Origin of the sequence: Enterobacter sp. JUb54, from assembly GCF_014298075.1 — a bacterium.
In the GTDB taxonomy this organism is placed as follows: Bacteria; Pseudomonadota; Gammaproteobacteria; order Enterobacterales; family Enterobacteriaceae; genus Klebsiella; species Klebsiella lignicola.
This window is the reverse complement of sequence record NZ_CP060418.1, coordinates 1,917,846-1,943,388: the sequence shown is the minus strand read 5'-3', so window position 1 is coordinate 1,943,388 and position 25,543 is coordinate 1,917,846. Positions and strand designations below refer to the sequence as shown.

28 protein-coding genes and 1 riboswitch are annotated in these 25,543 nt (G+C 54.5%); of the genes, 14 read left to right on the top strand and 14 right to left on the bottom strand.

Annotated elements, in window-relative coordinates:
• Window positions 1-148 precede the first annotated feature (148 nt).
• On the bottom strand, window positions 149-586 hold the full coding sequence (locus tag HF679_RS08955; RefSeq protein WP_123753860.1) for a winged helix-turn-helix transcriptional regulator: 438 nt from the start codon (window positions 584-586) through the stop codon (window positions 149-151).
• A 118-nt stretch (window positions 587-704) separates the two neighbouring features.
• Here HF679_RS08955 and HF679_RS08950 point away from each other — a divergent pair, with 118 nt between their 5' ends.
• A complete protein-coding gene (locus tag HF679_RS08950; RefSeq protein ID WP_154143631.1) occupies window positions 705-1,919 on the top strand; it encodes an MFS transporter in 1,215 nt (404 codons plus the stop codon).
• A gap of 116 nt (window positions 1,920-2,035) precedes the next feature.
• On the opposite strand, the gene purB is transcribed toward HF679_RS08950, so the two are convergent.
• The 5 genes from purB to rluE are packed head-to-tail and all read right to left on the bottom strand — an operon-like array spanning window position 2,036 to window position 6,404.
• Window positions 2,036-3,406, bottom strand: coding sequence for an adenylosuccinate lyase (gene purB / locus HF679_RS08945; protein WP_154143632.1), 1,371 nt, complete (start codon window positions 3,404-3,406; stop codon window positions 2,036-2,038).
• A 3-nt stretch (window positions 3,407-3,409) separates the two neighbouring features.
• Window positions 3,410-4,051, bottom strand: a complete 642-nt coding sequence (gene hflD, locus HF679_RS08940; protein ID WP_187042888.1) for a high frequency lysogenization protein HflD — start codon at window positions 4,049-4,051, stop codon at window positions 3,410-3,412.
• A gap of 60 nt (window positions 4,052-4,111) precedes the next feature.
• Window positions 4,112-5,218: a tRNA 2-thiouridine(34) synthase MnmA gene (gene mnmA / locus HF679_RS08935; RefSeq protein WP_148060366.1), complete on the bottom strand. Its 1,107-nt coding sequence runs from the start codon at window positions 5,216-5,218 to the stop codon at window positions 4,112-4,114.
• A 56-nt stretch (window positions 5,219-5,274) separates the two neighbouring features.
• Entirely contained in the window at window positions 5,275-5,733 is a 459-nt protein-coding gene (locus HF679_RS08930) for an NUDIX hydrolase (RefSeq protein WP_187042887.1), read from the bottom strand.
• Between the two features lie 20 nt (window positions 5,734-5,753).
• Complete coding sequence (gene rluE, locus HF679_RS08925; RefSeq protein WP_187042886.1) at window positions 5,754-6,404, bottom strand: 23S rRNA pseudouridine(2457) synthase RluE; 651 nt, start codon at window positions 6,402-6,404, stop codon at window positions 5,754-5,756.
• A gap of 234 nt (window positions 6,405-6,638) precedes the next feature.
• Between rluE and icd the strand changes: the two genes are divergently transcribed.
• From icd to HF679_RS08895, 6 genes are all read left to right on the top strand, one after another.
• Window positions 6,639-7,889, top strand: a complete 1,251-nt coding sequence (icd, locus tag HF679_RS08920) for an NADP-dependent isocitrate dehydrogenase (RefSeq protein ID WP_123753867.1) — start codon at window positions 6,639-6,641, stop codon at window positions 7,887-7,889.
• A 197-nt stretch (window positions 7,890-8,086) separates the two neighbouring features.
• Window positions 8,087-8,335: a DUF4282 domain-containing protein gene (locus tag HF679_RS08915; protein ID WP_123753868.1), complete on the top strand. Its 249-nt coding sequence runs from the start codon at window positions 8,087-8,089 to the stop codon at window positions 8,333-8,335.
• Window positions 8,336-8,585: 250 nt separating this feature from the next.
• A complete protein-coding gene (locus HF679_RS08910) occupies window positions 8,586-9,323 on the top strand; it encodes an SDR family NAD(P)-dependent oxidoreductase (protein WP_123753869.1) in 738 nt (245 codons plus the stop codon).
• A gap of 13 nt (window positions 9,324-9,336) precedes the next feature.
• Window positions 9,337-9,546 carry a tautomerase family protein gene (locus tag HF679_RS08905; RefSeq protein ID WP_123753870.1) on the top strand — a complete coding sequence of 70 codons (210 nt, stop codon included), beginning with the start codon at window positions 9,337-9,339 and terminating at the stop codon, window positions 9,544-9,546.
• A 61-nt stretch (window positions 9,547-9,607) separates the two neighbouring features.
• Window positions 9,608-10,540 carry a LysR family transcriptional regulator gene (locus tag HF679_RS08900; protein WP_187042885.1) on the top strand — a complete coding sequence of 311 codons (933 nt, stop codon included), beginning with the start codon at window positions 9,608-9,610 and terminating at the stop codon, window positions 10,538-10,540.
• Between the two features lie 120 nt (window positions 10,541-10,660).
• On the top strand, window positions 10,661-12,031 hold the full coding sequence (locus HF679_RS08895) for an MFS transporter (RefSeq protein ID WP_261802999.1): 1,371 nt from the start codon (window positions 10,661-10,663) through the stop codon (window positions 12,029-12,031).
• A gap of 164 nt (window positions 12,032-12,195) precedes the next feature.
• On the opposite strand, the gene HF679_RS08890 is transcribed toward HF679_RS08895, so the two are convergent.
• On the bottom strand, window positions 12,196-13,122 hold the full coding sequence (locus HF679_RS08890; RefSeq protein ID WP_187042884.1) for a LysR family transcriptional regulator: 927 nt from the start codon (window positions 13,120-13,122) through the stop codon (window positions 12,196-12,198).
• A 177-nt stretch (window positions 13,123-13,299) separates the two neighbouring features.
• On the opposite strand from HF679_RS08890, the gene HF679_RS08885 reads away from it, so the two are divergent.
• The 3 genes from HF679_RS08885 to HF679_RS08875 all read left to right on the top strand — a co-directional run bounded on the left by HF679_RS08885 (window position 13,300) and on the right by HF679_RS08875 (window position 16,346).
• The gene (locus HF679_RS08885) at window positions 13,300-14,415 is read left to right on the top strand and encodes a metallophosphoesterase (RefSeq protein WP_227540089.1); all 1,116 of its coding nucleotides are present in this window, start codon (window positions 13,300-13,302) and stop codon (window positions 14,413-14,415) included.
• Between the two features lie 129 nt (window positions 14,416-14,544).
• Entirely contained in the window at window positions 14,545-15,384 is an 840-nt protein-coding gene (locus HF679_RS08880) for an SDR family oxidoreductase (protein ID WP_123753874.1), read from the top strand.
• Between the two features lie 224 nt (window positions 15,385-15,608).
• The gene (locus HF679_RS08875; protein ID WP_187042883.1) at window positions 15,609-16,346 is read left to right on the top strand and encodes a metallophosphoesterase; all 738 of its coding nucleotides are present in this window, start codon (window positions 15,609-15,611) and stop codon (window positions 16,344-16,346) included.
• A gap of 9 nt (window positions 16,347-16,355) precedes the next feature.
• Here the strand turns inward: HF679_RS08875 and HF679_RS08870 are convergent, their stop codons facing one another.
• Complete coding sequence (locus HF679_RS08870; RefSeq protein ID WP_123753876.1) at window positions 16,356-17,210, bottom strand: LysR family transcriptional regulator; 855 nt, start codon at window positions 17,208-17,210, stop codon at window positions 16,356-16,358.
• 99 nt (window positions 17,211-17,309) lie between these two features.
• On the opposite strand from HF679_RS08870, the gene HF679_RS08865 reads away from it, so the two are divergent.
• The 3 genes from HF679_RS08865 (at window position 17,310) to HF679_RS08855 (ending at window position 19,788) form a co-directional block, all read left to right on the top strand.
• Entirely contained in the window at window positions 17,310-18,179 is an 870-nt protein-coding gene (locus HF679_RS08865) for a DMT family transporter (RefSeq protein ID WP_123753877.1), read from the top strand.
• A 19-nt stretch (window positions 18,180-18,198) separates the two neighbouring features.
• Window positions 18,199-19,116: a M14 family metallocarboxypeptidase gene (locus HF679_RS08860; protein ID WP_123753878.1), complete on the top strand. Its 918-nt coding sequence runs from the start codon at window positions 18,199-18,201 to the stop codon at window positions 19,114-19,116.
• Window positions 19,117-19,257: 141 nt separating this feature from the next.
• Complete coding sequence (locus tag HF679_RS08855) at window positions 19,258-19,788, top strand: anti-virulence regulator CigR family protein (protein ID WP_154143635.1); 531 nt, start codon at window positions 19,258-19,260, stop codon at window positions 19,786-19,788.
• A 69-nt stretch (window positions 19,789-19,857) separates the two neighbouring features.
• On the opposite strand, the gene HF679_RS08850 is transcribed toward HF679_RS08855, so the two are convergent.
• A complete protein-coding gene (locus HF679_RS08850) occupies window positions 19,858-20,604 on the bottom strand; it encodes an SAM-dependent methyltransferase (RefSeq protein ID WP_187042882.1) in 747 nt (248 codons plus the stop codon).
• 10 nt (window positions 20,605-20,614) lie between these two features.
• A complete protein-coding gene (locus HF679_RS08845; protein WP_123753881.1) occupies window positions 20,615-20,872 on the bottom strand; it encodes a YjhX family toxin in 258 nt (85 codons plus the stop codon).
• 438 nt (window positions 20,873-21,310) lie between these two features.
• A riboswitch (Fluoride riboswitch) is annotated at window positions 21,311-21,379 on the top strand.
• 78 nt (window positions 21,380-21,457) lie between these two features.
• Between HF679_RS08845 and HF679_RS08840 the strand changes: the two genes are divergently transcribed.
• Window positions 21,458-22,363 (top strand): DHHA2 domain-containing protein, encoded by a 906-nt coding sequence (locus HF679_RS08840; RefSeq protein ID WP_123753882.1) that lies wholly within the window; start codon window positions 21,458-21,460, stop codon window positions 22,361-22,363.
• Window positions 22,364-22,394: 31 nt separating this feature from the next.
• Here the strand turns inward: HF679_RS08840 and arsC are convergent, their stop codons facing one another.
• The 4 genes from arsC to HF679_RS08820 all read right to left on the bottom strand — a co-directional run bounded on the left by arsC (window position 22,395) and on the right by HF679_RS08820 (window position 25,541).
• Complete coding sequence (gene arsC, locus HF679_RS08835; RefSeq protein ID WP_123753883.1) at window positions 22,395-22,820, bottom strand: glutaredoxin-dependent arsenate reductase; 426 nt, start codon at window positions 22,818-22,820, stop codon at window positions 22,395-22,397.
• 9 nt (window positions 22,821-22,829) lie between these two features.
• Entirely contained in the window at window positions 22,830-24,122 is a 1,293-nt protein-coding gene (locus HF679_RS08830; RefSeq protein ID WP_154143637.1) for an arsenic transporter, read from the bottom strand.
• A 44-nt stretch (window positions 24,123-24,166) separates the two neighbouring features.
• The gene (locus HF679_RS08825) at window positions 24,167-24,487 is read right to left on the bottom strand and encodes a metalloregulator ArsR/SmtB family transcription factor (protein ID WP_123753885.1); all 321 of its coding nucleotides are present in this window, start codon (window positions 24,485-24,487) and stop codon (window positions 24,167-24,169) included.
• 205 nt (window positions 24,488-24,692) lie between these two features.
• Complete coding sequence (locus HF679_RS08820) at window positions 24,693-25,541, bottom strand: aminoglycoside phosphotransferase family protein (RefSeq protein WP_154143638.1); 849 nt, start codon at window positions 25,539-25,541, stop codon at window positions 24,693-24,695.
• Between the last annotated feature and the right edge of the window lie 2 nt (window positions 25,542-25,543).

The following is a 25,543-nucleotide window of genomic DNA, read 5'->3' as shown; positions in this document are numbered from 1 at the left end:
GTTTAGCGCTAATTATACACGTTGAATATAAACAGCTGTTAAATAACGAATTTCAATTAACGCTCCGCGTGTTTCCCTGCTGAAATGCCATTTTGCTACCAGGTCATTGATATGCTGGCGGAATACGTGAAACAGGCGGTGTCGACCGTCATTCGTCTGCCTGCACCTTGCATACTTCGGTTGCTGAAGGTAGCAGCGGAGTGCCGTCCTCAGCAACCGGCGCCATTAGCGGAACCGCCTGCCGGGTGCGCTTATCGATCAGCACAGAATGAGGCTCGCCGCTGGCGAAAAGATAGTGCTCTCCCCACTGGCGCAGTGCGACCACGAGGGGAAACAGGCATTCTCCTTTTGCTGTCAGGACGTACTCCTGATAAGCGCTGCCATCCGAGGCCGCCTGGGTCCTGAGGATGCCGGCATCAACCAGCTTATGCAGGCGGTCGGAGAGAATATTGCGCGCCATTCCCAGGCTGCGCTGAAAGTCGCTAAAGCGGCTCATGCCATCAAAAGCGTCGCGCACGATCAGCAGCGACCAGCGGTCGCCGATAATATCCACGCTGCGGGCGACGGGACAGGGTTCGTTTTTCATTATTTTACTCGGCACAATGCGCGCTCCTCGCTGTCATGAATCTGGTTGCATTTTAAAACTACATGCTCTAGCCTTCAACCAGTTTTGTTTTGAAACCAGGTTGCCGGAGCAGAGAATCATGAAAACATCCATCGTACCGCTTTCACCTTCCGGCCCGGTCGTGGCTATGCCCACCGGCCTGGTTTGGTTGTTCGCTATCGCCAGTGGCCTCAGTGTAGCAAACGTCTATTACGCCCAACCGTTGCTTGATGGGCTGGCGCGGGAGTTTGCTATCAGCGCCGCCTCCGTCGGAGGCGTGATAACGGCAACCCAGATCGGCTGCGCTCTGGCGCTACTGCTGCTGGTGCCGCTTGGCGATCGGCTGAATCGCCGTCGGCTGATGGGCACGCAGCTGATCCTGCTGATCGGCGCGCTGATTACGGTAAGCGCGGCATCTTCTGCGGCGATGCTGCTGGGCAGCATGCTGGCGGTGGGACTGCTGGGCACCGCGATGACGCAGGGCCTGATCGCCTATGCCGCCAGCGCAGCCAGACCGCACGAGCAGGGGCGGGTGGTCGGTGCCGCGCAGAGCGGCGTATTTATCGGGCTGCTGCTGGCTCGGGTATTCTCTGGCGGCATCAGCGACCTCTTCGGCTGGCGCGGGGTCTATCTGTTCGCCGCTCTGCTGATGCTGAGCATCGCCGTTCCGCTGTGGCGACGGTTGCCGGTGCTCACGGTAGCAAAGAGTACGCTGAGCTATCCGCAACTGCTGGCATCGATGCTGACCCTGCTGCGTCAGGAGAAAATCCTTCAGGTTCGCGGCGTGCTGGCGCTGCTGATGTTCGCCGCCTTCAATATTTTCTGGTGTGCGCTGGTGCTGCCGCTGAGCGCGCCGCCTTATGATTTTTCCCACACTGCTATTGGTGCTTTGGGGCTGGTTGGGGTGATCGGGGCACTGGCTGCCGGGCATGCCGGAAAGTGGACTGACATGGGCTACGGGCAACGTACCAGCGCCGCGGCGTTGGTGATACTGCTACTTGCCTGGTGGCCGCTGTCGCTGATGGCGTGGTCGCCGGTAGCGTTGCTGATCGGGATCGTGCTGCTGGATTTGGGGGGACAGGCGCTGCATGTGACTAATCAGAGTATGATTTTTCGTACCCGACCCGAAGCCCACAGCCGGCTCGTGGGACTCTATATGTTGTTTTATGCTGTTGGCAGCGGACTGGGTGCTGCCGGTACGACGGCGGTTTACGCCGTTGCCGGATGGCAAGGGGTGTGCGTGCTGGGGGCGGCCGTCAGCCTGCTGGCGCTCATTTTCTGGTTTGCAACCCGCCGCGTGGCGTCTGGCAAATAAACAGGCAGGCGTTCTATAGAAAAAACAGGGGAAGGGTTCCATCCAGATGTCGGGGGACGCTGGCGCCGGACAAATTTGTAAAACCCTCTTCCCTTGCGGAAAGAGGGTTGTGGGGCTTACTTCAGCTCGTCAACCATCGTGGTAGCGCGGCCGATGTAGTTGGCCGGGGTCATCGCTTTCAGACGCACTTTTTCCGCGTCCGGCAGCGGCAGGCTGTCGATGAACTGCTGCATTCCTTCGGCATCAACGCGTTTGCCACGGGTCAGCTCTTTCAGTTTCTCGTACGGTTTTTCGATCCCATAGCGGCGCATCACGGTCTGGATCGGCTCGGCCAGAACTTCCCAGTTGTGATCCAGTTCGTCCAGCAGACGATCGCCGTTCAGCTCCAGCTTGCTAACGCCTTTCAGAGTGGACTGGTAGGCAATCAACGCATAGCCGATACCGACGCCGAGGTTACGCAGTACGGTGGAGTCCGTCAGGTCACGCTGCCAGCGGGAGACCGGCAGTTTGCTGGCCAGGTGCTGCATCATGGCGTTAGCCAGACCGAGGTTACCTTCGGAGTTTTCGAAGTCGATCGGGTTAACTTTGTGCGGCATGGTGGAAGAACCGATTTCGCCGGCGATGGTTTTCTGTTTGAAGTGGTTCAGGGCGATGTAACCCCACACGTCACGATCGAAATCGATCAGAATGGTGTTGAAACGCGCGATGCAGTCAAACAGTTCGGCAATGTAATCGTGCGGCTCGATCTGGGTGGTGTACGGGTTCCATTCGATGCCCAGCGAAGTGACAAACTCTTCGCTGAACTGGTGCCAGTCAACTTCCGGATAGGCGGCGATGTGGGCGTTATAGTTACCGACCGCGCCGTTGATTTTGCCCAGGATTTCCACCTGGTTCAGCTGGCGATACTGGCGCTCCATGCGGTAAGCGACGTTCGCCATCTCTTTACCCATAGTAGACGGCGTTGCCGGCTGGCCGTGAGTACGGGACAGCAGCGGGACGTCGCGGTACTGAACCGCCAGCGCTTTAATCGCGTCAATCAGCTGGCGCCAGTAAGGCAGCACCACTTCGTCACGCGCGGTTTTCAGCATCAGCGCATGGGAGAGGTTGTTAATGTCTTCGGAGGTGCAGGCGAAGTGGATGAACTCGGACACCGCGTGCAGTTCAGCGATATCGGCCACTTTTTCCTTGAGGAAATATTCGACGGCTTTCACATCATGGTTAGTGGTGCGTTCGATGGTTTTGATGCGCTGAGCATCTTCCACGCTGAAGTCGGCAACGATTTTATCAAGGTAACCGTTTGCGTCGGCAGCAAAAGCAGGAACTTCCTTGATCGCTGCGTGCGCGGCTAACTTTTGCAGCCAACGTACTTCAACCTGTACACGAAATTTCAGCAAACCGAATTCGCTGAAAATTCCGCGCAGCGCGCTGACTTTATCGCCGTAGCGTCCATCGACAGGGGAAACGGCGGTCAGTGAGGATAATTCCATAGATCACAACTCCGGGGTTAAATGAGCAAGAATTTGTTTTGCCTGGTTAACCAGACGATTACGAGAAAACATAAGCTGCATGCGGCCACCGCCGACCTGATGCCAGAGCACGGCGGCGCGAATGCCTGCCAGCAGAGAGGCGCGAACTTTCGCCTGAACCTGCGGGCTTTGCAACACGGCCGGTGAGCCGGTTACCTGAATACGTGGGCCTAACGGACTGATCACATCAACATAAATCCCGGCCATGGCGCTGAGCAACGTTTCTGACTGCAGGTCGAAATGTTCCAGCTGGCGGCGCAGGCCGGAAATACGGTTGCCGAGGGTGTCCATCGCCCCTTTGCTACAGTCAAGCTTACGCTCCAGCACCATCAGGCTCAATGTGTAGCGGGTCAGTTCTGCATTGAGGCCCTGACGACTGCCGCTATTGAGTACGCCGAGCATGGTTTCCAGCCCGAGGCGAAGATTAGCTTCACTGCCACCGTACACTGCCAGCGTGGAGTTCGGGTTGAGATCGATAATGCTGTTCAGTGAAACGTGCAGGGCATCGCTGTCGCAATGGCCCTGATGCGCCAGCTGCTGTACCAGACGGGCGGCCTGGCAAATACCGGCTAGCGCCAATGTGATGTCATAATAATTCTTCGCCACACATACTCCTTGTAAACCGTCGGCGACGGACTCTGCCGCACCGGCGGTAAAAACGGTCTGTCAGGACTGCAGCGGCAGACGCTGCTCGATCACGCCACCACCGAGGCACACTTCACCACGATAGAAGACCGCGGACTGGCCAGGCGTAACGGCCGCAACCGGCTCGTCAAAGATAACTTCAATGCGCTCGTCATCCAGGGCATTCACCGTGCATGGGATGTCGGTCTGACGATAACGGGTTTTCACCGTGCAGCGCAGGGTACCGGTAACCGGCTGGCGGTCAACCCAGTGCAGCTGTTGAGCTATCAGGCCTTTTGACATCAGACGCGGGTGGTCGTGGCCTTGTGCCACCACCAGAATATTGTTTTCGACGTCTTTATCGACAACGTACCACGGATCTTCGCTGCCTTCTTTGGTCCCGCCGATACCGAGGCCTTTACGCTGCCCCAGGGTGTGGTACATCAGACCCTGGTGCTCGCCGATTTCGTCGCCATCAACGGTGACGATTTTGCCTGGCTGGGCCGGGAGGTAGCGACCGAGGAACTCGCGGAATTTACGTTCACCGATAAAGCAGATCCCGGTGGAGTCTTTTTTCTTCGCGGTGATAAGGTCAAGATCTTCGGCGATTTTACGCACCTGCGGCTTTTCCAGCTCACCTACCGGGAACAGGCTTTGGGCGATCTGTTCGTGGCCGAGGGTGTAGAGGAAGTAGCTCTGATCTTTGTTGCCATCCAGGCCGCGCAGCAGCTGGCTTTTACCGTCGACATCGGCACGGCGCACGTAGTGGCCGGTGGCAATATAGTCGGCGCCGAGATCTTCGGCAGCAAACTCCAGGAAGGCTTTAAATTTGATCTCTTTGTTGCACAGAATATCCGGGTTCGGCGTGCGCCCGGCTTTATATTCGGCCAGGAACAGTTCAAACACGTTGTCCCAGTATTCTGCGGCAAAGTTTACGGTATGAAGCTCAATCCCGAGCTTATCGCAGACGGCTTGCGCGTCGGCGAGATCGGCAGCGGCGGTGCAGTATTCCTCACCATCGTCTTCCTCCCAGTTCTTCATGAACAGGCCTTCTACCTTATAACCTTGCTGAAGCAGCAACCAGGCAGAAACAGAGGAATCGACGCCGCCGGACATGCCGACGATCACTTTTTTTTGGCTTTCTGACATTGGAATATTCACCACATTGAACTTCAAGGCGGCATATTCTAGCACGCACTAGCGGCTCAGGCACCCCCCAGGAGCGGCCAGTTAAACGCACCAATCAGTGACAGCGGCTGACGCGGGTCCTGTTGATAGCTGCGGATGCTCTCGGCAACCAGTTGGGAGCGCAGATTTGGCGCGTTGAGGATCTCCTCCGCGCTCAGCCACAGGCAGCGGTCGATATCGCTGTCGTGAGGTTCAGTGGCGCACATATCGTTAAGTTCAATGGCGAACAGAAAGCGCAAAAACGGCGTTTTGTCGGGGGCTATCCACTGATGCATGCGGATAAAGTGCTGCGGCGTTGCGCGAATACCGGTCTCTTCCCACAGCTCGCGTTCGGCGGCCTGGAGCAACGTTTCATCGGCTTCGAGGTGACCGGCGGGCTGGTTCCACAGCGCTTTACCGTTGATGGTTTCCTCAACGATCAGAAATTTGTCCTGCGCATGGACGATGCAGGCGACGGTGACGTGCGGTTTAAACATGCGGTGGGTTCCTTTTGTGATTACTCAACCTGGCGCCACTCACCGTTAGCGATACCATCGAGCGTGTAGCCACCCATGGCATAACGAATCAGGCGCAGCGTGGGATATCCCACGTGAGCGGTCATGCGGCGAACCTGACGGTTGCGCCCTTCATAGAGGGTGATCTTCAGCCAACTGGTGGGAATCGCTTTACGTTCGCGGATGGGCGGGTTTCGCGCCCACAGCCAGGCGGGTTCCGCCACCCGTTCGATACCGGCGGGCAGGGTGGGGCCATCGTTGAGGGGGACGCCATCGCGCAGCGCGCTCAGGGCCTGGTCTGTTGGCTGGCCCTCAACCTGGACATAGTAAATTTTGCCGGTGCGTTTGCCCGGCTGGGTCAGCTGCGCCTGCAGTGCGCCATCGTTGGTGAGCACCAGTAGCCCCTCGCTGTCGCGGTCAAGGCGACCCGCAGCATAGACGCCGGCGGCCGGAACAAAATCTTTTAGGGTGCTGCGTCCGGCTTCGTCTGTAAATTGCGGCAACACATCGTAGGGTTTATTAAACAAGATGACGCGTTTTGGCTGGTGTTCTTTACGTTGTCTGGCACTTTGTTGTGAGCTGAATCGCTCAACGCGATGTTTTCTAAATGAAGTTTTCTGCATGGTATTTTCAGATCCTGGCAATTGCCGCATTATAGCCTAATTACGAATGCCTTTCATGGACGCAAACATTCAGGTAGTATTGACATGCTCATCACAATTTTTTAACAAAAATATTGCTCAAACTGATTCGCGCTACTAGAAGGCGGCACGGACGCGAATCTCCGGTTAGCGGGATGACCCGGTGGCGGGAGTGGGCGGATAAAGCCAACGCTCGGTTAGTGTGAAAAGGAAGAGCAGAACCAGAAGCGCTCGAAGGAGAGGTTAATGGAAAGCAAAGTAGTAGTTCCGGCGGAAGGTCAGAAAATCACCCTGCAAGATGGCAAACTGAATGTCCCTAACAACCCGATCATCCCGTTTATCGAGGGTGATGGTATCGGTGTTGATGTGACCCCAGCGATGCTGAAAGTGGTGGATGCCGCCGTTGAGAAAGCCTATAAAGGCGAGCGTAAAATTTCCTGGATGGAAATTTACACCGGCGAAAAATCGACCCAGGTTTATGGCCAGGACGTCTGGCTGCCTGCCGAAACTCTTGATCTGATTCGTGACTATCGTGTTGCTATCAAAGGCCCTCTGACGACGCCAGTTGGCGGCGGTATTCGTTCTCTGAACGTTGCGCTGCGCCAGGAACTGGACCTCTACGTCTGCCTGCGTCCAGTACGTTACTACCAGGGCACCCCGAGCCCGGTTAAACATCCTGAACTGACCGACATGGTTATCTTCCGTGAAAACTCCGAAGATATCTATGCAGGTATCGAGTGGAAAGCAGACTCTGCTGACGCTGAAAAAGTTATCAAATTCCTGCGTGATGAGATGGGCGTGAAGAAAATTCGCTTCCCGGAACATTGCGGTATCGGCATCAAGCCGTGCTCTGAAGAAGGCACCAAGCGCCTGGTTCGTGCGGCTATCGAATACGCTATCACTAACGATCGCGATTCGCTGACTCTGGTACACAAAGGCAACATCATGAAGTTCACCGAAGGCGCGTTCAAAGACTGGGGTTACCAGCTGATTCGCGAAGAGTTCGGTGGCGAACTGATTGACGGCGGCCCGTGGCAGAAGATCAAAAACCCGAACACCGGTAAAGAAATCATCATCAAAGACGTTATCGCTGACGCCTTCCTGCAGCAGATCCTGCTGCGTCCGGCTGAGTACGATGTCATTGCATGTATGAACCTGAACGGTGACTACATCTCTGATGCTCTGGCGGCACAGGTTGGTGGTATCGGTATCGCTCCGGGCGCAAACATCGGTGACGAATGTGCACTGTTCGAAGCGACCCACGGTACTGCACCGAAATACGCAGGTCAGGATAAGGTGAACCCAGGTTCTATTATTCTGTCCGCTGAGATGATGCTGCGCCATATGCAGTGGTTCGAAGCCGCAGACCTGATCGTTAAAGGCACCGAAGGCGCTATCGCCGCTAAGACTGTGACCTATGACTTTGAACGTCTGATGGAAGGCGCTAAACTGCTGAAATGTAGCGAGTTTGGCGACGCGATCATCGCGAACATGTAATCCAGTCTCTGGGTTAAACAATAACGGGAGCCGATTGGGTTCCCGTTTTTTTTGCCTTTAAATCGTCGCCTGCCGGTAGACGTACACCGTCTCACTTCTGAAAACTCATTGTTCAAATAATAAATATTTACATTTTGAAATGTGTTTCGTATATTCATTTTTCTTTTGGATGAAGTTTATTTTTTACAGGAGTTAAAATGAAAGATCTTTTGGGTTTTGACCATTTAATTACCCCTAAAGTACTCGTGTTTCTGTATTGGCTGTTAATGGTCCTTATAATCGTCGGCGGCGTTTTTTCGATGTTTAACGGGCAGTTCATCGCCGGTTTTTTTGGCACCATTTTCAGTTTGATCGGTTGTCGCGTCACTTTTGAACTCATCATGATTGCTTTCAAGAATAATGAGTATCTGCGCCGTATTGCTGAGAATATCGAACAGCCAAAGTAATAGTTTTCCAGCTTTAAGAGTAATCCCTTTAACAGGGCGATGCGTATTCTCGCCCTGTTATCGAAAGGGGGAGGTGTTATTTTTTCGGCAAATATATTCTGTCATTTTATTTATGAAATAAATGTACGGAATATTTCGTTTATCTCATTTATTCCATGATGTCATTACTGATGTCATCCCGCAGCCGTTCAACCTCCTGTCTCCCGCCATTATAGTTTCCCTTAAGTCATAACTAACCCAGGAAACTACAATGAAAACGAAAACAGTCGTCGTCACCGGTGCATCAAGTGGTATTGGTTTTGCTATCGCTCAGGCCTTTGTACAGCGAGGTGACAATGTGGTGGCGAATGCTCCTACACGTCAGGGGCTGGAAAAGGCCGCACAGGCGTTAGGCTCGCCGGATAATTTGCTGCTGGTTGCCGGTGATATTTCGCTGCCAGAAACTGCAGAAGCGCTGTTTACGCAGGCGGAGGCCCGTTTTGGTCGGGTTGATGTGCTGGTCAATAATGCCGGCGTATTTATCTCCAGACCGATCGCCGACTATACGCCCGACGATGTCGAAACGATGCTGGCGGTGAATATGAAAGGTTTCTTCTACACCTCCCAGCGCGCAGCACAGCATATGCGCGCCCAGGGTGGCGGCCATATCATTGCCATTACCGCGGCGATTGCCATGCAGCCTAATGTGAATGTTCCCGCGCTGCTGCCGATCATGGTCAAAGGCGGGCTTAATCATGCCGTAAAAGGCCTGGCGCTGGAGCTGGCTGATGCCGGGATTATGGTCAATGCGATTGCTCCCGGTATTATTTCCACCCCGATGCATTCACAAGACCCGCAGACGCTGGAAGCCCTGAAAACGATGGCGCCAACCCGGCTGGTCGGTGACGTGCAGGATATGGTGAACGCCGTGATGTATTTAACGGATTCGCGTTTTGTCACCGGTAGCGTGATGGTGGTGGACGGCGGCGCCACCTCGGGCAAATGGTAATTTGGAGGACGCGATGCCTTACATTAATATCAAAGTGACGGATGAAAAGGTCACCGCCCAGCAGAAACGCCAGTTAATCGAAGGCGCCACTGTGCTGCTTGAGCAGGTGCTGAATAAACCTCGGGCGACGACCTATGTCGTGATTGACGAAATCAGCACCGACAATTGGGGCGTCGGAGGGGAAACGGTCAGCGCACTGCGTCAGCGCGCAGAGCAGCGTTGACCCCGGGATTTCGTATATCATAGCGATGTTTACTGCCCGCCAATAAGGACTCTGGACCACTATGCCGCAGCGTTTGAACGACATCATGATTAGCAGCATCGATTTGTTTTGTCTTGCTGCCGAGCACCAGAGCTTTACCCTGGCGGCGCAGGCCGCCGGGATCTCGCCTGCGGCGGTGAGCAAGACCATTATGCGGCTCGAGGAGCGTCTGGGTATTCCGCTCTTTATCCGCAGCACCCGGCAGGTGAGGTTGACTGACGCCGGCAGGCAGTACGCGGCGCAGTGTCGTGCGGCGATGGAGCTGCTGCATCATGCTGAGCTTGAGGCGACTGGCGAACAGCAAACACCATCGGGTTCCGTGCGTATCAGTCTGCCAGCGGCATACGCGCACTGGCGGCTGTTCCCATTAATCCCACCGTTCCAGCAGCGTTACCCGCAGATCGATCTGGCGTTTCATATCAGCACGCACAGCGTCAATTTTGCGCGCGAAGATTATGATTTGGCGATTCGGGGGAGCGAACTGGATGATTCAACATTAATCGCCCGCAAGCTGGAAGACGCCGGGCTGGTGATGGTTGCTTCCCCAGACTACCTCCAGCAGCACCCGCCGATCGCGTCGGTGCAGGATCTCGCGTTACATCAGTGTATTCGGTTTGTGTTGCCCGGTACGGGGCGTCCTGCGCCGTGGCTGATACGTACTGACGGGGAACAACAGGAGATCCACCTGAAGGGCAGTCTGCTCTGTTCGGAAGACTATCTGGCCGGTGTGTCTCTGGCCAAAAATGGTGCCGGGATCTACCAAATCTATCGTTATGTTGTGGCGGATGCACTCGCTCGCGGTGAACTGTGCGAAGTCTTACCGGCGGTGAATGGCGCGACACAGCCATTCTACCTGGTCTATCCCCAGACACAGCATATGCCGCATCGGATCCGCGTTTTGGTTGAATTCATCGTGGAGAATCTTCGCCAGGGCGCACGGGCAGGAAATCAGTAACGTGTATCCAGGGATATCTGAAATAGCCTGTTGATGACATGGCCTATCCTGGCCCGAAATACATAACCCACCGAACAGCAACAACGCCTTTATTCGGTTATTTTAATTGAATTAAATTCAATGAAGCATCTGTTATGGCTAAACAATTACGGCCAGTTTGTCGTGTATAGTTTAATTCCGCTCAACGTTATCATCAATGATCTTCATATCTACCGGCGCAGCGATGGCAGGATGGGTCGTGATGAGCAATCGCGTAATTCACTCTATGTTTTATACACGGGAGATGTTTCAGCAATGAACTGTCAGACTGAAAGTATTAACGACGCAAAAGTTATTCCCCCATCGGGTCTGTTGCCCGCAATGCTCGCGCTAGGCGCTGGTGGACTCTGTATCGGTACCGGTGAATTTGCCCCGATGAGCCTGTTGCCTGATTTGGCTGCGGGTACCTCAGTGTCGATACCGGCAGCTGGCGCGTACATCAGTTCCTATGCCGCCGGAGTGGTTATCGGTGCGCCTTTACTCGCGGTGATGGCCGCGCGCTGGCCGCGCAAAACCCTGCTGATCATTTTATTAATCATCGCGGTAGCAGGTTACACATTAAGCGCGGTGGCATGGGATTATTCCTCTTTGATGGTGGCCCGGTTTATCTCCGGCCTGCCACACGGTGCCTGGTATGGTGTCGCGGCATTGGTTGCGGCCTCAATGGTGCCAGAAAATCAGAAAGCACAATATATCGCCTATGTGATGCTTGGCCTCGGGGTGGCGAATGTTGCCGGGGTCCCTCTGGTCACATGGGCCGGGCAGGCGCTTGGGTGGCGGATGTCGTTCACCTTCGTCTGTATTGGAATTGTGCTTACAGGGCTGATGGTGTCGGCTTTTATTCCCAAAATCCCACCGGAGAAAAGTGCATCCCCCCTTAAAGAATTAAGCGCGCTGCGCAGCCCGCAGGTTTTAATGGCGTTTGGGGTGGCCTCAGTGGGGTTCGCCGGCATGTTTGCGGTCTACAGCTTTATTACGCCAGCGCTTACCGAAGTGAGCGGCTTCGATCTCAAACAGGTTCCCTGGATACTTGTGCTATGGGGTTTAGGCATGGTCACCGGCAATATTGTGGGAGGGCGACTGGCTGACCGGGCTCTGATTCCATCGATCTATGGCATGATTATCTGGAATATCGTCTTCCTTGCGGTATTTGCCGTTGTCGCACAATGGAAAGTTTCGACTTTAATTACCATCTTTTTGCTTGGTAATGGCTTTGCCCTGGTTCCGGCGCTGCAGGCCCACATGATGAACATTGCCGGAGAAGCGCAAACCCTGGCGTCATCCTTAACACATAGCGCATTTAATATTTCAAATGCACTGGGTGCCGCGTTCGGCGCGCTTGCGATTTCATGCGGAGGATCCTGGGTATCGACAGGGTGGGTCGGGGTTTGTTTTTCACTCATCGGCCTGGTTCTTATGTTTTTATCCGTCAGAGTGACGAATAAAAAATAAACGTGAATGACTTCTTTAATCATGATGACTAACTGCCGTGAATAATGAAATGCGAAGTTGTACTGCGAGGTAATATTATGCGTGTTGCTGAAGTGATGAATAACCATCCAGGGGCTATATTAAGTGATGATGAGGTGGGTCCGGTGGCCCACCTCAAACCCGTGTCAGGTGAGATCGTTGTACGCCGATTTCAACACTTCGATAAATTCCTTCAGTCCTTGAGGCACCTGACGGTGTCCCGGATAATACAGATGCAAAGCGGGTTCCATCGGTGACCAGTCAGGCAGCACAATGTGCAGTTCCCCCCTCTTAATATATTCGGCGACCCGTTCTTCCAGGCAATACATAATACCAACATCTTTTAATGCCAGCTCGATACCGAGGGTGGTTTCGTTGACACAGACCTGCCCTGGTACTTCGATCGTCCTGTGGTCATCACCTTTTTCAAAATCCCAGCGATAAATGACCCCTTGCCCGGTTCTAATTTGAATGCAGTTATGCGATTTCAAATCTTCAGGTATCACCGGCGTCTGTTTACGGTAAAGATAGCGGGGCGAGGCGACCGCAACCCATCTGAGCTCTGGTCCTAATTTAACGGCAACGAAATCCTCGGGTACCGTGCCGCCAAAGCGAATCCCGGCATCAAAGCCCGCCGAGACGATATCGACCATTTTGTCATCGACCGCGACTTCAACTTCGACGTCTGGATAGCTCTGGACAAATTTTGGTAAAAGCCGCGACACGATTAACCTTGCGCCGTCAGCCAGCACGTTGATACGTAATCTGCCAACGGGCCGGTCACGCATCAGGTTGATTTCATCCAGTGCCTCACCAATTTCATTGAACCCAATCTCTAAGCGTCTGGCGAGATTAGCGCCCGCATCGGTTGGAGCGACCGTTCTGCTTGTTCGGTTGAGCAGACGCACGCCTAACCTGGCTTCCAGATTACGCACCGAATGGCTAAGCGCGGAGGTGGTGATGCCCAGCTCAACGGCGGCTTGGGTAAAACTTCGCAACCTCTCAACCGTTCTGAAGGCATTTAGATCAGCGAGGTCACTACGTGATAGTTTTGCTATAGGTCTTACAGGCATACGAAATTCTCATCAACCGTGAATATAGCTCATTGCAATATTGCATTTAATTCAACAATTATTGCCATAATTAAGTGTTATTTTTAGTTTAATTCAACAATCTTGTCTACGGCCGGTGTCACATCCGATTTGATTGATGAGAAGCTCTCAATGTTCATCACATAAGGAATGCTTTGCGTGTTTCATCTTTGGACTTTACTCCCGGCACTCTATATTGGGGTCAGGCTGGTTTACCCTCGTCAGATCTCGTGGTTATTGCGATGCCTGATATTTATCGCGCTTGCCATGGTTGCCGATTTTCATCTTCTCAGCAGGATGCTATTTGGCACGATGTTTTCACCGGAACTGCCGCAATCGGTGATGACGTTTTTAGGCTGGGGTTTCGGCTGTATCGTCATCCTGTTCGTTCTGCTTATTGTTCGTGATGTTTTGATGCTTGCTCGTTATCTGATAACGCGGCATCGATATGCGTCTTTGAAAGTCGATGGGGCGCTGGTCATTATCGCGGCGCTGCTTTCCGGCATTGGGGTGTACGAATCGTTAAAAGTGCCTGACGTTCGTGAAGTAAAGGTCGTTATTCCGGGGTTGTCGAAAGAGTATGACGGCTATCGCGTTGTCCAGCTTACCGATCTCCATGTTAGTCGTCTCCTGACAGGGGCGTGGTTGCGTCAGGTTGTTGAGAAAACAAATGCCTTAAATGCTGACCTGATATTGCTTACCGGAGATATGATTGACGGCACCGTAGCCAACAGAAAAAATGATGTCAGCTCGCTTGCTCTGCTGAACGCTCATGACGGTGTATATGCCGTTACCGGTAATCACGAATATTATTTTGATGCAGACGCATGGACCACTGAATTTACCCGTCTGGGTTTGCATTTTCTGAACAATCAACACCTCGTGCTTTCACGAAACGGTGCGCGATTAGTTATTGCGGGTATTACTGACGATGTGGCCGCCGAATATGGCAGTGCGCCGCCGGATTTATCTTCAGCCCTTTCAGGTACCGCCCCATCCGATAAAATCATACTGATGAGTCACCGTCCAGGACATGCCCGGGAAAGCGCCGACGCCGGGGTGTCATTGCAATTGTCAGGTCATACTCACGGGGGGATGATCTACGGCCTCGATAAGATAATTGCGCCCGCCAATAACGGTTACGTCTCCGGGCATTATCAGGTCAACGCGATGTCTTTATATGTGAGTAACGGAACCGGGCTCTGGAATGGCTTCCCGTTAAGACTAGGCAAACCAGCGGAAATAACATTGCTGACATTAGATTCAGAAGGATGAATTTAATTCAATAAGGCATCTGACTGACGTAAACAACGTTATGCCGGTCTTCGGTTATAGTTCGGATAGCCTTGAATAAACAAGGTTATCCGAAAAGTTGGGAAAATGAATATCGCCTGGAGGTGAAAAATGACGAATCCCGTGATCGCAAAAGGGCGTACGGCCGTGATAACTGGTGCAGCAAAAGGAATTGGCGCAGCGGCAGCAAAACGATTATCCCGGGAAGGGATGAACCTGTGTCTTTTCGATCGAGATGAGCAGGCTCTGCAGGCATTATCCAACACGCTGGAAACGGAAGTCCGTCTGGTCGCCGGGGATGTCAGACATCCCGAGGATATTCAAAAGCTGCTTAATATCACCCTGCGCGAATTCGCTGATATCGCCTTGTTGATGAATAATGCCGGAATTTCGCACCCTGTTGGACCGTGGGGCGATCCTGATGACTGGCGGATCCAGCTCGAAGGTAATCTGCTGTCTGTTATTAATGTTCAGCATATCTTCGTGCCGGCGATGTTATCGCTAAATAAGCGTAGCGCGATCGTGAATCTCGGCTCTAAACAAGGCATCACGACGCCGCCAGGCAACAATGCTTATAACGTTTCAAAAGCCGGCGTCAAAATTGTTACCGAGCAGCTTGCGCATGACTTATTAAAAGAGTGCGGAAACAGGATTTCGGCGCATTTGCTGGTGCCGGGCTACACCTGGACACCGATGAACTTCCCTGGGATGAACGAGAATACTGATATTCAGCCAACCGGCACGTGGACCTCTGAGCAAGTCATTGACTATTTTGTCGAACGTTTCTCTGACGGTGATTTTTATATTATCTGTCCGGATGCGGCAGTGACGCCGGAAATGGACGCGAAGCGCATTACCTGGGCCTATCAGGATATTATTCAAAACCGGCCCGCGTTGTCTCGCTGGCATCCCGACTGGAAAGCGGCGTTTGAAACCTTTATGAAGTCCTGAACCTCTCAGGCCGATGTCGTCAGCTTCGTGAAGGAAATGACCATCGTTGGCGCTAATTTCTAGCAGGTCAACTAAGCTGATGCCGTACACGCTTTTACCTACCCGAAAGCCGATGTACCTGGAAAGATGGAGTATATGTCATTGGGCATTCTGCCAGATTGCCGCCACCTTACAAGACAGTCTGGTCTGACACAGCGAACATTGCCGCGGGGTAACAGGGGTTTATGCTGATAGCACAGGTTTCAGATATTCATGCGTCACCGGACAATGAACACCTGCTTCGGTTTGACCGGGTGTTGACATGGCTTGCCCATGTGCGGCCGGATGCCCTGGTGCTAAGCGGCGACCTGACGGACGATCGCTGGCTGGAAGGCTATCAACAGATCGCGGCCCGTCTGGAGCAGCTAGATTATCCTTCGCTGATCCTGCCGGGCAACGCTGACGATCGTCAATTGATGCGCGCCACATGGGGTGAAAGTCGATGGACGCAGGATGCATCCACGAGGGCGTTACATGCTGTTCATCAGGCCGGGGCATTGCGCCTGATTGGACTCGATTCGACGGTCGAGGGGGAAGATTATGGCGATCTGAGCGAGCATGGCGCGTGGCTGGATAGCCAGCTCCATCACGCAGGCGACTCCCCGGTGCTGCTGTTTACCCATCATCACCTGTTCCCATCGGGCATCCCGACTCTGGACCCGTTGATGTGCAGGGGGCTAAGCGAGCTGGAGCACGTGATAAGAAACTCGCCAGCCAGTCTGCTGGCCATTTCTGCCGGGCACGTGCACCGACCGGTAGTGGGTACTTTTGCGGGTGTGCCGGCGTATATCTGCGGCTCCGTTTGTCCGGCAAATCCCGTATGGTTTGGAACCGTCAACGTGCCGCCGGTCAGCGATCCGCCGACGCTGATGCTTCACCGCTATATCGACAACGTGCTGACGAGCCATCACGTCGGCGTATAGCTGGCGCGTTTACCGTTGCAGCTGAAGCTTTATCTCATTGACCAGCAGCGGATTGAGCGTTGCGCTGGCCGCATTTTCCCGGGAGATCACGACGACCTCCAGCGACGGTAACGCCGGGAGTTTCTCCGAATGGATGATGTGCAAATGCTGCGGGACGCTGCAGCGCGTCAGTACCGCGACCGCCATTCCACTTTCGACAACGGCAATCTGACCAGCAACATAGGGACTGCTGTAGGCGATTCGGTACCCCGAAGGTAACTGTTCAAGCGCGGCCAGTACCTTTTTCCGCGCTTCGCTGCCATATTCATAAACGGCAACAGGCAAGGGGTGATCCTCCTTGATGAGCGTGCTTTTTATCCCCGTCCATACTAGCTGTTCGCTGAACAGCAGCTCGCCGCGCCCGGAGATATCCCGGGTGACAATCGCCACATCCAGCATCCCGGACTCGATTTTCGGAATGAGGGTCAGGGAAGGCTCGCAGAAAAGCGATATCTCAATCGCCGGATATTTTTCCCCGAAGGCCTTCAGCACCTGGGGCAGGTAGCGCACGGCGTAGTCATCGGGGATCCCGAGGCTGATTTTCCCCTGCACGTTCGACCCCGTCAGGCTCTGCATAGCTTCGGAGTAAACTCCCAGCAGGCGCTGGGCATGGAGCAACAACTCCTGACCTGCGGGCGTCAGGGTAAGCCGTCTGACCTCGCGATTGAACACCTTGCGGCCCAGCGTCTCCTCGATTTTTTTGATGTGCATACTGATTGCCGATTGAGAGCGGCACAGCGACGAGGTGGCTTCCGTCATCGAACCTGTGCGGGCCACGGTGATAAAGGTCTTTAGCCAGCTAATTTCCAGATGGGGTTCGGTCATATCACCTATCCGATTATCGAATGCTAATGCAGTGTATTATTCATTTTACGGGTAATCTTCTGCCGGGTAAATTCGCCTTACGGCTAATTGAGGTGAAATATGGGCAACGTCAGAGCTTATCTCGCCATCCAGGCATGTACGGTTTTGTTCGGTTTATCGGCGCTGATGGGGGAGCAAATCCAGAGTGATATTACGGCGGTAGTATTGGGAAGAGGGGCGTTCGCACTGCTTTTTCTCGGCGCGTTGCTGTGCCTGTTCGACAGGTCGCGCACATATATTCCCTGGCGCGACAGAAGCAAGCTGCTGCTGAATGGCGCATTGCTGGCTGGCCACTGGTTTTGCTTTTTTATGGGCGTTAAAGCCGGGGGCGTGGCGATCGGCACGCTCGGTTTTGCGACATTCCCCGCTTTTGTCATTATGATTGAGGCGGTGCTGTCGCATAAGAAACCGGCGCTTTTCGATATGTTATTGGTGACGATGATCGTTGCTGGCGTCTACATACTTGCGCCGATGCGGACTGAAAATGCCGGCAGCCTGACGGGGCTACTCTGGGCGCTAGGATCGGGGTTTATCCATGCGCTGGTGATTATATTTAATCGCTACCTGCGCATTCGGGCATCGGCAATACAGTCCTCCTGGTGGCAGTGCGCGGGCTGCGCGCTGGTGACGCTTCCCGGCGGGCTCGCGGGCCTGGTTCACAGCAGCGGCCACGATCTGGTTTTCATTGGTTTACTGGGCATTCTGTGTACTGGCCTGGCATACTGGATGCTGACCTGGGGCTTGCGCACGCTGCAGGCGAGTACCGTATCGATGATGATTGTGCTGGAGCCGGTGTATGCTGTGCTGCTGGCCTGGATTTTCTTGCATCAGCAACCCGGCGGGCAAACCCTGATGGGAGCGGTGTTAATTATTGGCGCGTCGGTATTATCCGTCTGGTTGCCGGCGCGTCGTCGCGGCTTAACGAATTAATTCTTCTGTAGAGTGAAATATGACAACTGAACCGTTTTATCCCATCGGTACGCCAGGGCAGCCCTGGTCCGAGACTGAAAAGCAGTTGTGGCGAGAGCGCCAGACCCGCGTCAGATACTATAAAAATGATGTCCTTGACGTTCTGCACTCGCTCAATGACCGCTACGATCTTGTTCAGTATGGCGAGCTACATTATGGCGATGACCACTATCCGTTAATGGCGGCCAGGTCTAAAGCGTGGGATCCCAGCCTGCCTGTGGCGCTGATTACCGGCGGTGTCCACGGTTACGAAACCAGCGGCGTTCTGGGCGCGCTGGAATTTTTATCCCATTATCAGAACGACTATTCCGACGCGGTTAATCTGCTGGTTATCCCCTGTGTCAGCCCCTGGGCGTACGAGCGTGTTGCCCGCTGGAACTACCATGCGGTGGATCCCAACCGGCAGTTTTTCCCGGAAGGTAAAGCGGAAGAGTCGTTAACGTTGATGGCATTTATCGCGCAGATACCAGAACGCATCCTGGTGCACGTCGATTTGCATGAAACGACGGACAGCGATGAAAGTGAGTTCAGCCCGGCGCTGGCCGCCAGAGATGGCCGACAGTACGAGCCAGAATGCGTGCCGGATGGTTATTATCTGGTCAGCGATACGCGCAACTCCAGGCTGGACTTCCAGAGCGCAATTATCTCCGCTGTGGAAGCGGTGACGCATATTGCCCCGGCAGACCAGAAAGGCAGCATGCTGGGTTATCCGGTGGTGACTCACGGGGTGGTTGAGTATGACAACGGCGCCTGGCATTTATGCGCCAGCATGACCAACGCGCCCTTTACCACGACCACGGAAGTCTATCCCGACAGCGCATCGACTACGCCGCAGGAGTGCACCCGGGCGCAGGTTGTCACGCTCCACCGGGCTATCGAATTCGCGATATCACAGTGAATGTACTGGCCGGGAGCCTGTCCAGGCTATCCCGGCTATCTATGTCCGCGACGTGTTTAAAATTCAGAAAGCATGAGATTGTTAAGGGTATTGCCTTAACCTATATTCTCATCGTGTACTTCACCTCACGGAATAAACAGAATGCTAAAGCGTCGAACCCTCAAAACCGCGCTTGCGGCTATGATCTCCCTCGCCGTGCTGGCCGCGCCGGTTTATGCAAACCCAGGCAACGGCAACGGCAACGGCAACGGCAATGGGCACGGTAATAGTGGCAACAGCGGTAATCACGGCAATAATGGTAACAAGGGCAATAATGGTAACAATGCCAGTAACGGCCAGGAGAAGGGCAAGTCGAATGCCGATCACGGTAGCCGTAAAAACTATGGCAAACCGGACCACGTTGACTCCGATATCAGCTTCACCCGCGCGCGTTCGCTTGCGGTGAATTACGGCCTCGTCGGATATAAAACGCTGCCGCCGGGTATTGCAAAAAATCTGGTACGCGGTAAGCCGTTACCTCCGGGAATTGCCAAAAAAACCTTACCAGCGTCGATGATCAACGATTTGCCTTATTATCCGGGTTACGAATGGCGCGCCGTTGGCGATGACCTGGTGCTGATTGCGTTGAGCACCGCCATTGTGACCTCAATCATCAACGGTGTTTTCGATTAAACCAGCCGCATTACGATAAGCCCCGCGGTTGCGGGGCTTAGTTGTTGAGCACTATCACGCCATCTGAGATTACCGCTGCATTAAGGCAAAAACACCCCAGCCGAAATACTCCCTCGTCCAGCGGACATGACGCTCCGGCGCGGTCGTTAACGTCGTACGCACCTCCGGTGCAAAGTCATCTTCTGGATGTTGCTCCAGCCAGCGGCGCATCGTGAGCCATTTAGCTGCTTCGTATCGGTCCCAGCCCTCCTGATCTGCCAGCACCATCTCCACCAGGTCATAACCCTGCTCGTCAAACGTGGCGACAAGGTCGGGAAGGGGCAGGAAATCGGCCACGGTGCTGACGCCACAGGCTTTGGCGATCGCATTTGTCGCGGGGATCTGTCGCCAGTAAGGCTCGCCGATAAGCAGGATCCCGCCGGGCTTGAGGCTCTTTGACAGCAGTTCAATGGTCCCGGCGACGCCGTTAGCAATCCAGGTCGCGCCGATGCAGGCCGCCACATCACATTTCTCATCAGCAACGTAACCGGCGGCGTCGTGATGGATAAAATGCACCTGTCCGCTGACGCCAAGTTCCTCCGCGCGCTGCTTCGCCTGGGCGGTGAAGAGGGGGCTCAGGTCGATGCCGACGCCGTGAATACCATGATCGCGCGCCCAGGTGCAGAGCATCTCGCCCGAGCCGCTGCCGAGATCGAGAATGCGTGCATCCGGCGGCATGCGTAACACGCGGCCCAGCGTGGCGTACTTTTCTGGTGTGAACGGGTTATGGATCCGGTGTTCACTTTCGCTAACGGTAAAAATACGTGGGATATCCATTATCCTCTCCTTAACGGTTATCGGGCTGAGCGCGAACCTGGCTCAATCCGGTGGTATTGATGCGGTAGGGCTGACCATTCACGGACTTAATCAGCTTTTTGGTTCTGAGTTTTTTGAAGACGGCGAGCGTGCAGTCGGAGAGCAGCAGCCCTTCGCGGCTGTAGCATTCAACGGAAGTGACGCGGCCAGATACATCGCGGACGTGCGTAATACGTCCACCTTTGGCGAGTACGTGTAAGGTACGTTGTTCCTGACGGGATAAATTCATACTGGAAAACCTGTTTCATCATCATGTGCAAAACGTGCAAACACACAGCGGTGTCCGCATTCGATTTCAGCGCAGTGATAATCAGTCCGGCCTGAAAAGGTCGGGGGAGCTGATTATCAGATGATGACATTCTCCAGCATCAAAGCCTCGGGTTGAGTTGAAAGATATTTACGCGATGAATAGTAACACACAGTTTTTACCAGTGTATTCGGGAGGGGAAAAGTGTGACCTGGTTCAACAACTGCGACATCATCAACCCCCGGCCCATACTGACTCTTGCGATATGGTCTTTGCCAACAAGTTGCTTTACCTCGTCGTGGGTGAACTTACCTTATAAGACCTGCGTGTACTGGTGGTTCTGACGCTTAAAAAATAGCGATAAACCGGGGGTTATCAGCCAACATGGCGGCTGACAGGCCGGTTTTTCTGACCTATACTTGCCTGCAAGGTGATGGCGTTCCACCTTTCCCAACCGCCCCGTTCGGGGCTGATGACGCCTGATATGACTCTTGATTTCCAGGAGGTATGTCAGGCCGTTGAAAATCCTTTCCGGCCTGTGTACTTCCCTTAAGCGGGGATACACCATTGATTAATGTATTTGGTCACCTAAACCCAGACAGCGATGCTATCTGCACTGCCACCGTGACGGCGGACTGGCTGAACCGCTGCGGTCGTCCGGCCCGGGCGTGGCGGCCCGGAGAGGCGAACCCTGAAACGCGCTTTATTTTTGACGCGGCCGGGCTGGCCCTGCCACCGCTCCTTGATATTCCCCTGATTGATGAACCGGTATGGCTGGTGGATTTTACCGAACCGGCGCAGGGGCCTGCAGACCTTCAGCAGAGCAATATCATCGGCGTTATCGACCATCACCGCCTGGGCGGGCTGGTCACGCAGCTGCCGCCGGAAGTGTGGGTTAAACCGGTTGGGAGCAGCGCAACGGTACTCTGGCTGCTGATGGATCCAGAGATGCGCCGCACGATACGCCCGGCGCACGCGATCCTGCTGCTTGGCGCGTTGCTCAGCGACACCGTCAATCTGCGCTCACCCACGACCACCGAAGATGACATCCGTATCGCCACTGAGCTTTGCGCCCTGGCGGGAGTAGCGCGTGAGTCGTTTGTTCACCAGCTGCTGGCTGCCAAAACCGATATCAGCGGACAGTCTGCCGGGCAGTTGCTCAATAAGGACCTCAAGGCGTTTTCGCTCGCCGGTACCGATGTGCGGATTGCGCAACTGGAGGTGGGGTCACCCGAGCAGGTCGCTCCTTTACTGGCAGAGCTGCAAAGCGCGATGGCGCAGATGGCGGTAACCACCGGCGCCGGGCTGATCGTCCTGATGGTGACCGATATCCGTGAATGCAGCTCCACACTCTATTTTGCCGGGCCGGAGGGAAACAACGTGGGTTCATGTGACCAACCGGGCATGGTCAGCCGGAAGAAGCAGCTGCTGCCGTGGCTTGACCACTTCCTCAGCCAACGCCGGAGTCAGTGAGTAGCCTATGTGGTGCGGACTGCTGGAGCGTTCATTTAACCCGCTTCCCCGTGTGGTCCACCACGGCTTCGCCATCCTCTTTGGCAAACGCGCCTTGCTGGCCTTCGGGAAGAATATCCAGCACCCTTTCCGAGGGACGGCAAAGGCGGGTGCCAAGGGGAGTGACAACCACAGGGCGATTCATCAGTATCGGGTGCTGAAGCATAAAATCGATCAGCTGCGCTTCGGAAAACGTATCTTCATCAAGTCCCAGCTGTTCATAAGGCTCGACATTCTTACGCAGCAGCTCCCGTGCGGTGATACCCATATCGGCAATCAGCGTAACCAACTCGTTGCGTGTCGGCGGCGTTTCAAGGTACAGGATCACTTCCGGCTCCACGCCGCTGTTGCGGATTAATGCCAACGTGTTACGCGAGGTACCGCAGGCCGGGTTGTGATAGATAATAATGTTGCTCATTTCAGTATCTCACGACAAAGTGACAGAGAGCCGCCAGGCCAGCGCGGCCAGGGTAACAAACAGCACCGGCAGGGTCATGATGATGCCGGTGCGGAAGTAATATCCCCAGGTGATAGTCATATTTTTCTGTGCCAGCACATGCAGCCACAGCAGGGTGGCCAGGCTGCCAATCGGGGTAATTTTCGGGCCTAAATCGCAGCCGACGATATTGGCAAAAATCATCGCGTCTTTGATGACCCCCGTCGCCGTGCTGCCGTCAATCGACAGTGCGCCAATCAGAACCGTCGGCATATTGTTCATCACCGACGACATCAGCGCGGTGAGAAAACCGGTGCCAAACGTTGCGGCCCATAACCCCTTGTCGGCCAGATGGTTCAGCACCCAGGACAGATGCTCCGTCAGCCCGGCATTGCGAAGTCCATACACCACCAGGTACATGCCCAGCGAGAAAACCACGATCTGCCAGGGCGCACCGCGCAGGACTTTCCCGGTATTAATAACATGGCCTTTCTTCGCCACCGCCATAAGCACCGCCGCGCCGGTGGCGGCTATCGCGCTGACGGGGATCCCCAGCGGTTCCAGAATAAAGAAGCCCACCAACAGGAATAACAGGACTACCCAGCCCGCCCTGAACGTTGCCGGATCCTTGATCGCACTGGCCGGCGTTTTCAGCAGCGTAACGTCATACGTTGCAGGGATATCCTTGCGAAAGAACAGATGCAGCATGATCAGCGTGGCGGCAATGGCGGCCAGGTTCACCGGGACCATCACGGAGGCATACCGGGTGAAGCCCAGATTGAAGAAATCTGCCGAGACGATATTCACGAGGTTAGAGACAATCAGTGGCAAACTGGCGGTGTCTGCGATAAAGCCCGCCGCGATAACAAAGGCCAGCGTGGTCCCGGTGCTGAATCCCAGCGCGAGCAGCATGGCGATGACAATCGGCGTCAGGATCAACGCCGCACCGTCATTGGCAAACAGCGCAGCAACGGCAGCACCGAGCAGCACTATCCAGGTAAACAACAGCCGGCCTCGTCCGTTTCCCCAGCGGGCGACGTGCAGCGCGGCCCATTCGAAGAAACCGGACTCATCAAGCAGCAGGCTGATAATGATCACCGCGATAAATGCCGCCGTCGCGTTCCAGACGATATTCCAGACGACGGGGATATCCCCAACGTGGATGACCCCGGTGGCCAACGCCAGCGCGGCTCCAATACTTGCACTCCAGCCGATACTGAGGCCTCTGGGCTGCCAGATAACCAGCACCAGAGTCAGTAAAAAGAGGCTTGCGGCCAAAAACATGTCGGGCTCCAGTATATATGATTATGTGTATGTGATTAACCTGCTTAGCAGGAGCTACAGGCCGATGTTGCCAACCGCTCGCGCACATCTTCCCGCAGGCATTGCCAGGCGGTTGCGATCACCTCCGCGGCCCATGCCGGCATATGGGGGGACAGGCGATAGTGGATCCATTTACCTTCCCGACGGTCGAGCACCAGCCCGGACTCACGAAGAATCGCCATGTGTCGCGATATTTTGGGTTGTGACTCGGCAGTGACCGCGCAGATGTCGCAGACACAAAGCTCTCCGGATTCCCGGAGAAGCATGATAATAGCCAGACGTGTTTCATCGGCCAGAATTTTGAAAAGCTGAACAGGTTGTAGCATTTCTCACTCCGCTCCCTTTAGTATTCACATATGGTAAATCATATATGATGAGTTTGAAATCACCTTTTGGTTGAAAGGGTAGGGTGAATATCGGGCAGGCTGCTACAGCGAGCGAAAGGACACGCACGAGGCGTTTTTACGCCCCTTTGGCGCAATGTCGCCTGGCGGGCTCGCGATGGGCGGTGAATTCACAGTGGGGCGAGGTTTACCGGTCCAGCTCAACAAGAGCCAGCTCTGCGACGTGGCATTGAATTGAAATGGGGGCGTTAATATCGAGTGACCATGTTGCAGAAAGCCCACACCACGCGATTATCCACATCAGCAGTCGTTCTCTGTCTAACTCCGCCATCTCGCTGACGATCTCCAGCCGCTGTTTAAATATGTCGGGCACCACGGCCGTTCGCGGAAGCGGATTGCTCAGGTCAGGGTTGGTGAAAATGTTGGCGTAATCAAATCCGCGCTCACCTTTAATCCCTTTTGGATCAATCGCCAGCCAGCCCGACGGGCCAAAATCGAGAACATTTTCATGATGTAAATCACCATGTAAAACGACTTCATCCTGCGAGGTTGCTAGCAACGCGTCCGCGATGTCGGCACTTCGGGTCAGGATTCCACCGTGTGTTCGCGCCGCTGGTTTGAGCGGGCGAAACCAGTCATGAAGAGACTCAAGCTGTGGTAACGGTTTCTTGCGGGGGCGATGTAGCTGATTGGCGGTCCGACACATTATGCGGCAGGCTTCGGCGTCGTGGCCGTCTCTGGACATCATGGACAGCGAGGCGGAACCCGTTGCGCGTTGCAAAAGAATCGCGCCCTTTTCATGATGAATAACCCGGGCTGCGCCATTCCCTTCCCACCACGCCATCAGCGCACAGCCGAGCCGTTCAGACTCATCGTGGGTGATTTTGAGCATGGCCTTCAAGCCATCAGCAGCCATTTTTACCGGGAGAAGCTGGGATGTATGCGTGGCAAGCGGCGGGCCATCCGGGATGAGCTTCCAGCGCTCCAGCCAGTATGCGAGCTCACCGTTATTCGTTATTGCTTCCTGGATGGTCATAA

Coding starts and splice junctions, on each gene's coding strand:
- HF679_RS08955 (WP_123753860.1), bottom strand. CDS start 586: ATGAAAAACGAACCCTGTCCCGTCGCCCGCAGCGTGGATATTATCGGC.
- HF679_RS08950 (WP_154143631.1), top strand. CDS start 705: ATGAAAACATCCATCGTACCGCTTTCACCTTCCGGCCCGGTCGTGGCT.
- purB (WP_154143632.1), bottom strand. CDS start 3,406: ATGGAATTATCCTCACTGACCGCCGTTTCCCCTGTCGATGGACGCTAC.
- mnmA (WP_148060366.1), bottom strand. CDS start 5,218: ATGTCAGAAAGCCAAAAAAAAGTGATCGTCGGCATGTCCGGCGGCGTC.
- HF679_RS08930 (WP_187042887.1), bottom strand. CDS start 5,733: ATGTTTAAACCGCACGTCACCGTCGCCTGCATCGTCCATGCGCAGGAC.
- rluE (WP_187042886.1), bottom strand. CDS start 6,404: ATGCGGCAATTGCCAGGATCTGAAAATACCATGCAGAAAACTTCATTT.
- icd (WP_123753867.1), top strand. CDS start 6,639: ATGGAAAGCAAAGTAGTAGTTCCGGCGGAAGGTCAGAAAATCACCCTG.
- HF679_RS08915 (WP_123753868.1), top strand. CDS start 8,087: ATGAAAGATCTTTTGGGTTTTGACCATTTAATTACCCCTAAAGTACTC.
- HF679_RS08910 (WP_123753869.1), top strand. CDS start 8,586: ATGAAAACGAAAACAGTCGTCGTCACCGGTGCATCAAGTGGTATTGGT.
- HF679_RS08905 (WP_123753870.1), top strand. CDS start 9,337: ATGCCTTACATTAATATCAAAGTGACGGATGAAAAGGTCACCGCCCAG.
- HF679_RS08900 (WP_187042885.1), top strand. CDS start 9,608: ATGCCGCAGCGTTTGAACGACATCATGATTAGCAGCATCGATTTGTTT.
- HF679_RS08895 (WP_261802999.1), top strand. CDS start 10,661: ATGAAGCATCTGTTATGGCTAAACAATTACGGCCAGTTTGTCGTGTAT.
- HF679_RS08890 (WP_187042884.1), bottom strand. CDS start 13,122: ATGCCTGTAAGACCTATAGCAAAACTATCACGTAGTGACCTCGCTGAT.
- HF679_RS08880 (WP_123753874.1), top strand. CDS start 14,545: ATGACGAATCCCGTGATCGCAAAAGGGCGTACGGCCGTGATAACTGGT.
- HF679_RS08875 (WP_187042883.1), top strand. CDS start 15,609: ATGCTGATAGCACAGGTTTCAGATATTCATGCGTCACCGGACAATGAA.
- HF679_RS08870 (WP_123753876.1), bottom strand. CDS start 17,210: ATGACCGAACCCCATCTGGAAATTAGCTGGCTAAAGACCTTTATCACC.
- HF679_RS08865 (WP_123753877.1), top strand. CDS start 17,310: ATGGGCAACGTCAGAGCTTATCTCGCCATCCAGGCATGTACGGTTTTG.
- HF679_RS08860 (WP_123753878.1), top strand. CDS start 18,199: ATGACAACTGAACCGTTTTATCCCATCGGTACGCCAGGGCAGCCCTGG.
- HF679_RS08855 (WP_154143635.1), top strand. CDS start 19,258: ATGCTAAAGCGTCGAACCCTCAAAACCGCGCTTGCGGCTATGATCTCC.
- HF679_RS08850 (WP_187042882.1), bottom strand. CDS start 20,604: ATGGATATCCCACGTATTTTTACCGTTAGCGAAAGTGAACACCGGATC.
- HF679_RS08845 (WP_123753881.1), bottom strand. CDS start 20,872: ATGAATTTATCCCGTCAGGAACAACGTACCTTACACGTACTCGCCAAA.
- arsC (WP_123753883.1), bottom strand. CDS start 22,820: ATGAGCAACATTATTATCTATCACAACCCGGCCTGCGGTACCTCGCGT.
- HF679_RS08830 (WP_154143637.1), bottom strand. CDS start 24,122: ATGTTTTTGGCCGCAAGCCTCTTTTTACTGACTCTGGTGCTGGTTATC.
- HF679_RS08825 (WP_123753885.1), bottom strand. CDS start 24,487: ATGCTACAACCTGTTCAGCTTTTCAAAATTCTGGCCGATGAAACACGT.
- HF679_RS08820 (WP_154143638.1), bottom strand. CDS start 25,541: ATGACCATCCAGGAAGCAATAACGAATAACGGTGAGCTCGCATACTGG.